We start from the raw sequence: 11,250 nt of genomic DNA, 5'->3' as shown, positions 1-11,250 counted from the left end.
CTTCAGCAAACTCAAACACTTCCGCGCCGTCGCCACGCGATACGATAAACGCGCCGACAATTTCCTAGCCTCAGTCCAACTCGCCTCAATCAGGATTTGGCTGCGACATAACGAGTCGATGACCTAGGCTGTAGGCACGCAGGAGGCTCCCGAACCGGGAACTGTATGCGCTGCTCGACGGCAGACCGTCGCATTCGTCGATGATGATGCCGGACAGCAGGCCCTTGCTGGCGTAGAGACCCCGAAGCGCTTCCAGCATTTCCTCGTCGGACAGGCGGAACGAGCGCGCCGTGATGATCGAATGGGCCGCCTCGAACAGGTCCCGTTCGACGATCCCCTCGAATGCGCCCTGTGACCGGATCCACATGTCCGGGGCATTGCGGACCCGCTTCTTCTTCAGCTTGAACGAGCGGCGGTTCCAGACATTGTCGCCGACATACTTCTCGTTGATCAGGAGCTGGTGGACGGTGCCGCGCGTCCATGGGCGTTCAAGATCGGTGAGAATGCCGCGGGCGTTGAGAGCCTCGGCGATCTCGCGCTCGGTCTGCCCATCATGGACGAAGGCTCGGTAGACCTCCTGCAAGACGGCAATTTCCTCGTCCGGCCCGGGTGTGAGGATCACGCGGTCGGTCTGCAGGCTCTTTTGCTCTCCGCGGCCGAGCACCGCCTTGGTCGCGCCGTGTTCATCGATCAGCGTCCGGCGCAGGCCGAAGCCAGCGGGGCCGCCCTGGCGGTAGCCTTTCTCGATGAGCCGCCCTTGGCCGGCAAAAACCTTGACCGAGAGCTCTCGGCTGTATTCGCCAGCCATGGCCCGCTTGAAGCCCTTGAACATGGTGCTCATCGGTGAGCCGTCGTTCTCGAACTGCTCGGCGCAATAGGCGATCTGGATCCCGGCCCGGCGGCAGATGTATTCGTAATAGGCGCTTTCGTCCGCGTCCTGGAAGCGGCCCCACCGGCTGACATCGTAGACCAGGATCATCTCGAAATCGGCAGCGCCGGATTCGACGTCGGCAATCAGGCGCTGCAGTGAAGCACGTCCGTCGATCGACAGGCCGCTTTTGCCGTCGTCAGCATAGGTGCTGACGATCTCGATGCCCCGCGAGGACGCATAATGGCGGATCGCATCGGCCTGGTTCTCGGTCGAGTATTTCTGGTGATCGGTGGACATGCGGACGTATTCGGCGGCCCGCACGACGCGGGCTGTCGGGTCATGGTGGGGTTGGTCCTTTTCGTTCTGCCAATCCTTCAAGCGTCGCCCTTTCCGGTTCAGCCGCTGCAGCAGTCCAGGGCATCCACCAACTGCAGCCCGAAGAGCACCTCTGCCTACCGTTCCGCTCGCACGTGAATGTAGCGGCGGAAGGAGCGGAGGATGTTGCCGAAAAAGGGCAGAATGTTGCACCCATGGAACGGGCTGGCGAAGTCGGCCAAGGACTATGCGGAACTGATCGCGGACGCTTTGCGCCGCGAGCATGATGAGACCCACCGAACGGTCAAGACCGTCATGCGCTGGACTGGCGCCAGCGAGCGGAGCGTGAAGAACTGGGTGGGCGGGGTTTCCGGTCCAAGCGGTTATTTTCTAATGAGACTTTGTATGAAGTCTCCCGCTGTTCGCGAGCTGGTTCGGCAGATCCTGGCCGATATGGATCCGTCAACGGCACCGGCAGAAGCACTTCCGAATGGCACTGCTGCGTCTTTCGCGCATGGACCGGCCGGGTCAGGATCGGGAGCGCAATTGGGCCTCTTCAACGGCGTTAATGGTGACACGAATGGTGACATTAATGGTGACATCCATGTCACCATTAATTTGCCGCTGAACGAGCGCCAGGAGTGGCTACTGGCGCGAGTCGCGCAGGGCGACCGATGTACGTTTGAAGACATTGTTGTGCACTGGCAGGTCAGCAGCCGTACCGCTAAGCGCGACATTGCCAGCCTGAAGGACAGAGGGCTGATACGATATCTAGGCCGCCATCGGCGCGGATTCTATGTGGCAAGCCGGCCAACTTAGACGTGCGCGACCGCCGGCAGGCTGGCGGAATCGGCCCTCTTGAAAAACACCACAGTGGTGTTATCAAGGGCAATGACCGAGAAGCGAAAGCCGACCTATGACATTGAAGCGGTCAAAGCCGTTTTCTCAACGGTCGAGAAGCTCAATGTCACAGGTTCCGCTCTGAGAGGAGCGGCTTCGCTTGGTTTTGGCCGAAACGAGATCGTTGCAACCATCCAGACGATCGAGCGACGCCATTTTTATAAGTCCATGACATCCTTTGCTGATCATCGGGTCTGGCAGGATGTCTACCACGTTCCCTCCGAGCAGGGAGCTTTGTACGTCAAATTCACGGCCGATGCCGTGACCGAGTTTTTGCTTCTGTCGTTCAAGGAGAAGGGCAATGACTAACCCCACCTGCCCGGAAACGGGCCAGCCGATGTTCCGCGACGTTCGGCCGATGACCATCACCTACAAGGGGCACGAAGCCACCTTCGACATGCCCGGCTGGTATTGTGATGCAAGCGACGAGAGCATTCACACCGGTGACGACATGAAGGTTTCGGATCGCGCTCTGAACCGGCTCAAGGCCCAGGTGGAGGGCTTGCTCGATCCCGAGGCGGTGCGCCGCATCAGGAAGCGCCTCCATCTCACCCAGAAGGATGCCGGCCGCCTGATCGGAGGTGGGCCCAACGCATTCCAGAAGTACGAGAGCGGCGACGTGGTAGTCAGCCATGCGGTGATGAGTGCCCTGCTACTACTCGACAGGGATCCGTCCGGGCTTTCGGTTCTGAAGCAGCGGGTGCACCGGAAGGAAGCGGCATAGGCCTCTTGCGATTGCCTTTCCGCAATTGCCGACCGCAACTTTTCGCAGGCTTACTGCCTGCTTAGATGACCTTCGACGAGAGAGTTCGTCCGCAAGCTCTCTCCCACCGCCATATCTTTCGGCACTCCCCGTCCATGCCAGCACAAAATCCCTGCGCGACACGCGGCCCTTGTCGCAAGCGCCTTGTTTTCCTTTAATTTTACACTAACCAATTTTGCCAGCGCGTCGGCGAGCCTTTCGCCGCGTCGACGGAGTGGCATAGCACAGGGTGGGATATCTCATGGATTATAAGGTGGATTCGGCAAGGCAGTTGCTCGGCACGGCGGGGCCGAAGGATGCGGTTCTCAGTCCCGACGGCAAGACGCTCTACATCGCCAAGGGCAACAAGATCGAAGTCTATTCGGTCGAAGAACGCACCTTGCTCACCACCTATACTGCCGGCAAGGTCCTCGGCGGCCTCTCGATTTCGGACGACGGCAAATATCTCGTCGCGGCCGACCTCGCGACCGTATCGACCTCCGGCTCGTCGCACCTTCTGACTGACGTCCACCGCTTCAACACCAAGACCGGCTCGGCCGAAACTTTCCGGTTCGACGCCACCAATGCGTTTCTTGACAGCGCGTTCTACGACACCGCCACGCTCGGCAATGGCATGATACTCCTCACCCAGCAATTCGCCGGTTCGGGCTGGATCACCATGAAATTGCTCGACCCGGCAACGGGCAGCTTCACCGCCGTACCGGGCTCTTACCGACAGGATAGCGTGTTATCGGTCGCCGGCGACGGCAAGACGGTACTGATTGCGGAATCGAATATTTCGAATGCGCCGCTGACGCTCCTGCGCATCGGCGACGACGGCGCGGTCACCAAAATTGCCGGATCGACCGCCTCGGGCTTCAACCGCGGCATCCAGGCGCTGAGCGACGATGGCGGCATGATCGCCAACTTTGTCGGCGGCTCCGGCCTCTACATCTACAACGGCAATCTGCAGCAGGTGAAATATATCGACGTCGCCTACCATTATATCACGGGCCTCGCCTTCGACGCCGATCGCAGCCATCTTTTCCTCCTCGACACATCGCAAAAGGCCGTCATCAAATTGTCGACAACGACCTGGCTCGAGGTCGATCGCATCGCGCTCGCTCCGGGCGCCGGCGACGACTGGTCGAACAGCGCCGGCCGGTTCGGCAATAATCTGCAGCTCTCGGAGGACGGCAGCTACCTCATCGTCATCCACTCCAACGGCGTCGAACGCCTCGACGCCTATGGCCGCGACGGGGATGCCAACGCCAATCTGCTCACGGGGAACAACAACAAGAACAATCTCTACGGCCTTGCCGGGAACGACACGTTGATCGGCCTCGGCGGCAACGACCTGCTCAACGGCGGCGTCGGCGCCGATCGGATGGAGGGCGGGACGGGCGACGATTATTACATCGTCGATAATGCGGGCGACGTCGTCGTCGAAACGGGCGATGCGGGGCACGACGCAGTGCGCACACGCATCAACAGCTACACCCTCACCGACCATGTCGAGGATCTGTTCTACGACGGCAACGACGGCGCGACGCTCAACGGCAACAGCGGCGTCAACCTGATCCAGGGTGGCGCGCGCAAGGACATCATCGACGGCCGCGGCGGCGCCGACACCCTGAACGGCGGGCGCGGCGACGACCGCATCATCGTCGGGACCGGCGCCGACGGCACCATCGTCGATGGCGGCGCCGAGGTCGATACGCTCGTCGTCACCGGGACGGTTCGTATCGGCAAGATCAGCAATATTGAGAAAGTCGAGTTGCAGGGCGGCGCCAATCTGATGCTGAGCGGCGCGCAATGGACGAGCAGCTTCGGATCTGGCGGCGCGACCTTTGCCGGTAACGGCGTGGTGACGATCTCGCTCGCTCCCGGCGAGACCTTTGCCGATACCGTGACCCCGATCCAGGTCGGCGCCGGCGTGTCGTTCCGTATCAACGGCACCGCAGGCGCCGACACGATCAACGGCGTGCTCAACGCCGCAAACAATATCCATGGCGGGGCCGGCGCCGACGTGATCCGCGGCGGCGATCTGGCCGACACGATCAACGGCGCCTCCGGGGACGACGCCATCCTTGGCGGCGGCGGGGACGACATCATTCTCGGCGGTCTTGGCGACGACAAGATCTACGCCGGAGCGGGCGCCGATATCCTGTCCGGCGGCGCGGGCGCGGATGTCTTCCGCTATATGGCGGCGACCGAAAGCGGCGTCGGCGCTCTTGCCGATCATATCACCGACTTTGCGGTCGGCGTCGACAAGTTCCAATTCAGATCCATCGACACCGATTCGGCAACCCCCGGCAAGCAGGGTTTCGATTTCATCGCCGACAATCTTTTTCACGCCACCGGGCGCGCCGAAATCCGCTATCAGTCGATCGGCGCGGACCTGCGCGTCGAGGTCGATCTCGATGGCGACGGCGCGGCCGACATGCACATCGTCCTCGACGGCCTCGGCGGTCAATCGCTCGGCGTTGGCGACTTCATCCTGTAGCGGGCGATCGGGTCAGGGGGTGGCCGCATCCCCGCCCAGCACGCGATAAAGCGTGATCCGGTTGCGGATCGCCGCCAGTTCGACCGCGATCTGCGCGCGGCGGGCGCTGTACAGGCTGCGCTGCGCGTCGAGGCTCGACAGGAAGCTGTCGACGCCGCCGCGATAGCGGGCGTCGGTCAGCCGCGCCGTATCGGCCGCCGCCTCGGTGTTGGCGCGCGCGGCGCGCTGCCGTTCGCCGAGCGTCCCCTGATCGGCGAGCGCGTCGGCGACTTCGCGAAAGGCGGTCTGGATCGCGCGTTCATAGCTCGCGAGCGCCGCATCGCGCTGCGCCTCGCTGACCGCAACCCCCGCGCGGCGTCCGCCCGCATCGAATATCGAAAGGCTGGCGTCGGCGCCCGCCGTCAGCCGGAAGGCGTCGCCGGTGAACAAGGAGCCGAGCGCATCGCTGGCGAAGCCGAGCAGACCGGTCAGCGAAATCGTCGGGAACAACCGCGCGCGCGCGACGCCGATATCGGCATTGGCGGCGCGGAGGAGATATTCGGCCTCGACCACGTCGGGGCGGCGGAGCAGGATGCCGGAACTGGTGCCGGCGGGCAGCGTCGCGATCGACGCACTGACTTCCGCCAGCCCGGCGGGCAGCAGCGCTTTGTCATAATCGGCGCCGACGAGCAGGCGGATCAGATTCTCGTCCTGCGCCACCGCCGCCGTCTGCAACGCGAGGTCGCCCTCGGCGGTCGCCAGCACCTGTTCGGCCTGGCGCAGGTCGGTGCGCGGCGCGACGCCGCCCTCCAACCGGGCGCGGGTCAGCGTGACGCTGCGCCGCGCGCTCTCGGCCGTGTCGCGCGCGATGGCGAGCAGCTCGCGATCAGCGGCATGATTGGCCCAGGCTTCGGCAAGGTCGGCGACCAGCGCGACGCGGACGGTGCGCGCGGTCGCCTCGGTCGCAAAAGCGCGGTCGCGGTCGGCGGCGGTCGCATTGGCGAGCCGCCCGAACAGGTCGAGCTCGAACGCCGATACGCCCGCCTGCAAGGCATAGCTCTCGCGCCCGCCGCTCGAAACGCCGCCCGACACGCCGCCGTCGGTATAATCGCCCGATCCGCCGATCCCGATCGCCGGGAATTGCGCCGAACGCGTCACCCGCACCTGCGCCCGCGCCGCAGCCACATTGGCGGCGGCGACGCGCAGGTCGCGGTTGTTGGCGAGCGCCTGCGCGATCAGCGACTGCAACCGGGGATCGCGGAACAGCTCGGCCAGCGTCACGCGCGGCAAAGCCGCCTCGCTCTGGACCAGATAGGCGTCGCCGACCGGCCAGGAGGTTGGCACCGGCGGCGCGGGTTGCACATATTTGGGCGCCAGCGAACAGGCGCCGAGCGCCAGCGTCGCCGCACCCAGGGCCAGAAGGCGCGTCATGCCGCCACCTCGACACCGTCGTCACGGCGTCCCAGCCGCTTGCGGATCGCCTGCAACCCGTCACGCACCCCGCGGCGGACGAGGACGAAGAAGAGCGGGATGAAGAAGATGGCGAGAAAGGCTGCCGTCAGCATGCCGCCGATCACCGCAGTGCCGATCGCGACGCGGCTGTTCGCCCCTGCCCCGGTCGCGATCGCCAGCGGCAGCACCCCGAAGATGAAGGCGAAGCTGGTCATCAGGATCGGGCGCAAGCGGATGCGCGCGGCTTCGACCGCCGCTTCGATGACGCGCTTCCCTTTGCGTTCTTCCTGTTCGGCAAATTCGATCATCAGGATCGCATTCTTCGCCGCCAGCCCCATCGTCGTCAGCAGGCCGATCTGCAGATAGACATCGTTCTGCAGCCCGCGCAGCGTCACCGCGAGCACGGCGCCGATCAGTCCCAGCGGAATGACGAGCAGCACCGCAAAGGGAATCGACCAGCTTTCATAGAGCGCCGCGAGGCAGAGAAAGACGACAAGGATCGAAATGCCATAGAGCAGCGGCGCCTGCCCCGATGACAAGCGTTCCTGATAGGAGGAGCCGGCCCAGGCGACGCTGGTTCCCGGGATTTCACCCGCCATCCGCTCCATTTCGTCCATCGCCTCGCCCGAACTCGTGCCGGGCGCTGGCTGGCCCGAAATCTCGAACGCCGGGACCCCCTGGAACCGCGAGGTGCTGCTCGGCGTCGTCGACCAGCCGATCCTGGAAAAGGCCGAAAAGGGCGACATTTCGCCGTCCGCCGATCGGACATACCATTGGCTCAGATCCTCGGGCCTGGCGCGATATGGCGCGTCGCCCTGGACATAGACGCGCTTGACGCGGCCCTTGTCGATGAAGTCGTTGACGTAACGTCCGCCCCATGCGGTGGCGAGCGAGCTGTTTACATCGCTGTTGTTGAGGCCATAGGCGGTCAGTCGCTGCGTATCGATATCGATCTTCAGCGTCGCCACATCGGGGAGGTCGGACAGCCGCACCGATGTCAGTTTCGGATTGGCATTGGCCATGGCCAGCAGGCGCTCGCGCGCGGCGACAAATTCTTCGCGGCTCATGCCGCTGCGGTTTTGCAATTCCATCGTGAAACCCGACGCATCGCCAAGGCCGCGCACCGCACCGGGAACGAGCGCGAACACCTGCGCATCGCGCAGCCCCGTCAACGCCTTGCGTGTCCGGTCGGCAATCGCCTCGGCGGTGTCATTCTCGCCGGGGCGCTGGTCCCAATGAACGAGGTTGACGAAACCCTGCGCGGTATTCTGACCCGACGCACCGCCACCCCCGCCGCCCGCGATGAGGAACAGCGCGCCGACATTGGCCTTTTCCTGGGTCAGCAGATATTTTTCGACCTGATCGCGCACTTCGAGCGTCCGGGCCTGGGTCGCGCCGGCGGGCAAACGGAACTGGATCTGGACGCGTCCCTGATCTTCGTTGGGCAGGAAGCCGCTCGGCAGGCGAAGAAACAGCAATGCGAGCGCCGCCAGGATCACGGCATAGATACCGAGAAACAGCCATTTGCGATCGACGACCGCCGTGACGGTGCCGACATAACGCTGGACGATGTTGTCGAAACGCGTGTTGAACCCGTCCTGCGCGCGCTTCAACATCGCCTCGGTGCGCGGGAAGCGGGGCGTCCGCTGCGTCTCGCCATGATCCTTGGGCTTGAGCAGGCTGGAGGTCAGCGCCGGGCTGAGGATCAGCGCGACCAGCACCGACAGCATCATCGCCGAAATGATCGTGACCGAAAACTGGCGATAGATGACGCCCGTCGAACCGCCGAAAAAGGCCATGGGCAGGAAGACCGCCGACAGCACCAGCGCGATCGCGATCAGCGCGACCTGCAACTCCTGCATCGACAGGATCGTCGCTTCGCGCGCCGACATTCCGGGATTTTCTTCGAGCAATCGCTCGACATTCTCGACCACGACGATCGCGTCGTCGACGAGCAGACCGATCGCCAGGGTCAGGCCGAACAGCGTCAACGTGTTGATGGTGAACCCGAAGATATAGAAAATCGCGAAGGTGCCGAGCAGCACGACGGGCACCGCGATCGCGGGGATCAGCACCGCACGCCAGCTTTGCAGAAAGACGAACATTACCAGAATGACGAGCAGGATCGCCTCGAACAGCGATTTCTGCACCTCGCTCACCGACAGCTTGATGAACGCGGTCGCGTCATTGGCATAGCTGTAGGTCAGGCCGTCGGGGAAATTGGCCGACAGTTCCTCCATCCGCGCCTTCACCCGGTCGGCGGTTTCGAGCGCATCGGACCCCGGCGACAACGAGATCGACATGCCCGCGCCTGGGTGGCCGTTGATGCGGACGATCGTGCTGTAATTCTCGGCCCCGACCTCGACCCGCGCGACATCCTTGATCCGCACCGTCGATCCGTCGGATTCGGTCTTCAGCACGATATTTTCGAACTGCTCGGCGGTTTGCAGCCGCGACTGCGCGGTGACCGTCGCGTTCAGCATCTGGCCTTGCGGCGCCGGCGTGCCGCCGACCTCGCCCGCTGCGACTTCGCTGTTCTGTGCGGTGATCGCCGAAACGACGTCGCCGGGCATCAGCGACACCGCCGCCAGCCGCTGCGGATTCAGCCAGATGCGCATCGCGTGCGGCGACCCGAAGACATTGACGTCGCCGACGCCTTCGACGCGCGACAGCGGGTCCTGGATGTTCGACGACAGATAGTCGGCCACATCGGGAAACGAACGCGTGTCGGTGGTGTCATAGACGCCCACCAGCAACAATGTGTCCGAATTGGCCTTGGTGACGCGAATGCCCTGGCTCTGCACCTGTGCCGGCAGGCGCGAGATCGCCGCCTGGATCTTGTTCTGAACCTGCACCTGCGCGATGTCGGGATCGGTGCCCTTGGCAAAGATGGCGGTGATGTTTGCCTGTCCGCGCGAACTCGACTGCGAACTGAAATAGAGCAGCCCGTCGACCCCGGTCAGCTGCTGCTCGAGCACCTGGGTGACGCTGTTTTCGATCGCCTCGGCGGAAGCGCCGGGATAGCTGGCGCGAATATTGACCTGCGCCGGCGCGATATCGGGATATTGCTCGATCGGCAGCGAAAACAGCGCGCCGATCCCGCCGAGCATGACGATGATCGCCAGCACCCAGGCAAAAATCGGCCGATCGATGAACAAACGCGACATAAGCGGTCAGTTGCCCTTTGTCGCTGATTTACCCGAACCGCCGTCCTTGGGCGCGCCCAGGCGTTGCGGACTGCTCGCGGCAACCGGACGGATCGGCTGGCCCGCGCGCAAATTGCCGAGTCCCTGGCTGATCACGCGGTCGCCCGCCTTCAATCCCTCGGTGACGATCCAGTCAGCCCCCAGCGTCCGCTCGGCGGTCACCTTCCGGCGCTCGGCCTTATTGTCCTTGCCGACCAGATAGACGAACGCCGAACCGTCGAAATCGCGCTGGATCGCGGCTTGCGGCACCCGGAACGCATTTTGCTCGATCGCCTGATCGAACACCGCCTTCACGAACATGCCGGGCAGCAAGCTTCCCTGGGCGTTGGGAAAACGCGCGCGCAACGTCACCGTGCCGGTCGCTTCGCTGACCAGCGCTTCGGAGAATTCGATCGTCCCGGTATAGCCATAGGTGCTGCCATCCTCGAGCAACAACCGCACGGTCGCGCTGCCCGGCGACACGCCGCCCGTCGCGATCGCCTGGCGCAGCGTGGTGAGCTCGGCGCTCGATTGCTGCATGTCGACATAGATCGGGTCGCTGCGCTGGATGACCGCGAGCGGGTCGGCCTGGTTCGCGTTGACGAGCGCGCCGACGGTGAACAGGCTGCGTCCGATCCGACCGCTGATCGGCGCGGTGATCGTCGTATAGCGCAGGTTGATCCGCGCGGTCTCCAGCGCGGCGCTATTCTGCGCGACGGCGGCGTTGGCGACGCGGGCCTGCGCCAGCGCGTCGGTGTAATCCTGCTTGGCGATGGCTTCCATCTCGGCGAGCGGGCGGAAACGGTCGGCTTTGACCTTGGCCGCCTCGGCGCTCGCACGTGCGCTCGCCAGATTGGCCGATGCCTGATCGACCGATGCCCGGTACAGGCTGGAATCGATCTGGAACAAAGGCTGACCGGCGCGGACATAGCCGCCCTGTTCGAACAGGCGTCGGCGGATCAGGCCATTGATCTGGGGGCGGACCTCGCTGGTTTCATACGCCACGGTGCGTCCGCCGAGCTGGATCGGCACCGGAACGCTGCCCGGCTGGACGACGACATAGCCGACTTGCGGCGCCTGCCGGTTGCCATCGCCCTTTTCGTCGCTGGCCGAGCAGCCGGCGATCAGCGCCATCGCGAGACAGATCGCGCCGAGCCGAAGCATCGGCCGCCCATTCACATGCATTCGAAGAACCTTTTCGGGCTGGGGAATAGCCGTAAGTCCTTATCGTTGAGCAAATTGGGCGGTCCGGCGCAATGCTTGTGGTTGCGATTGCGACAAGTTGCGACAATTTTCTTGC

The 11,250-nt window shown here is 63.9% G+C and carries 8 protein-coding genes and 1 pseudogene; 5 read left to right on the top strand and 4 right to left on the bottom strand.

Going from position 1 to position 11,250, the window contains the following annotated elements:
• Positions 1 to 127: pseudogene (locus tag ACREB7_RS07025) on the top strand (IS5/IS1182 family transposase); the annotation flags it as partial.
• On the opposite strand, the gene ACREB7_RS07020 reads toward ACREB7_RS07025, so the two are convergent.
• A complete protein-coding gene (locus ACREB7_RS07020; protein ID WP_431591578.1) occupies positions 86 to 1,249 on the bottom strand; it encodes a recombinase family protein in 1,164 nt (387 codons plus the stop codon). The pseudogene ACREB7_RS07025 and the gene ACREB7_RS07020 sit on opposite strands and share 42 nt — an antisense overlap.
• A 120-nt stretch (positions 1,250 to 1,369) precedes the next feature.
• Between ACREB7_RS07020 and ACREB7_RS07015 the strand changes: the two genes are divergently transcribed.
• The 4 genes from ACREB7_RS07015 to ACREB7_RS07000 all read left to right on the top strand — a co-directional run bounded on the left by ACREB7_RS07015 (position 1,370) and on the right by ACREB7_RS07000 (position 5,334).
• Entirely contained in the window at positions 1,370 to 2,005 is a 636-nt protein-coding gene (locus ACREB7_RS07015; protein ID WP_431591577.1) for a DeoR family transcriptional regulator, read from the top strand.
• 39 nt (positions 2,006 to 2,044) lie between these two features.
• Positions 2,045 to 2,395 carry a type II toxin-antitoxin system MqsR family toxin gene (locus ACREB7_RS07010; RefSeq protein ID WP_431591576.1) on the top strand — a complete coding sequence of 117 codons (351 nt, stop codon included), beginning with the start codon at positions 2,045 to 2,047 and terminating at the stop codon, positions 2,393 to 2,395.
• Positions 2,388 to 2,810, top strand: a complete 423-nt coding sequence (locus ACREB7_RS07005) for a type II toxin-antitoxin system MqsA family antitoxin (protein ID WP_431591575.1) — start codon at positions 2,388 to 2,390, stop codon at positions 2,808 to 2,810. Before ACREB7_RS07010 ends, ACREB7_RS07005 begins: the two co-directional genes overlap by 8 nt.
• A 280-nt stretch (positions 2,811 to 3,090) precedes the next feature.
• Positions 3,091 to 5,334 carry a hypothetical protein gene (locus ACREB7_RS07000; protein WP_431591574.1) on the top strand — a complete coding sequence of 748 codons (2,244 nt, stop codon included), beginning with the start codon at positions 3,091 to 3,093 and terminating at the stop codon, positions 5,332 to 5,334.
• 12 nt (positions 5,335 to 5,346) lie between these two features.
• On the opposite strand, the gene ACREB7_RS06995 is transcribed toward ACREB7_RS07000, so the two are convergent.
• The 3 genes from ACREB7_RS06995 to ACREB7_RS06985 are packed head-to-tail and all read right to left on the bottom strand — an operon-like array spanning position 5,347 to position 11,114.
• Positions 5,347 to 6,744 (bottom strand): efflux transporter outer membrane subunit, encoded by a 1,398-nt coding sequence (locus tag ACREB7_RS06995; RefSeq protein ID WP_431591573.1) that lies wholly within the window; start codon positions 6,742 to 6,744, stop codon positions 5,347 to 5,349.
• Complete coding sequence (locus ACREB7_RS06990; protein WP_431591572.1) at positions 6,741 to 9,932, bottom strand: efflux RND transporter permease subunit; 3,192 nt, start codon at positions 9,930 to 9,932, stop codon at positions 6,741 to 6,743. The genes ACREB7_RS06995 and ACREB7_RS06990 overlap by 4 nt, the downstream gene beginning before the upstream one ends.
• Before the next feature lie 6 nt (positions 9,933 to 9,938).
• Positions 9,939 to 11,114 carry an efflux RND transporter periplasmic adaptor subunit gene (locus ACREB7_RS06985; protein ID WP_431591571.1) on the bottom strand — a complete coding sequence of 392 codons (1,176 nt, stop codon included), beginning with the start codon at positions 11,112 to 11,114 and terminating at the stop codon, positions 9,939 to 9,941.
• Between the last annotated feature and the right edge of the window lie 136 nt (positions 11,115 to 11,250).

The organism is Sphingopyxis sp. (assembly GCF_050725615.1).
In the GTDB taxonomy this organism is placed as follows: domain Bacteria; phylum Pseudomonadota; class Alphaproteobacteria; order Sphingomonadales; family Sphingomonadaceae; genus Sphingopyxis.
The sequence above is the reverse complement of the archived record's forward strand: the minus strand, read 5'-3'. Positions and strand labels throughout refer to the sequence as shown.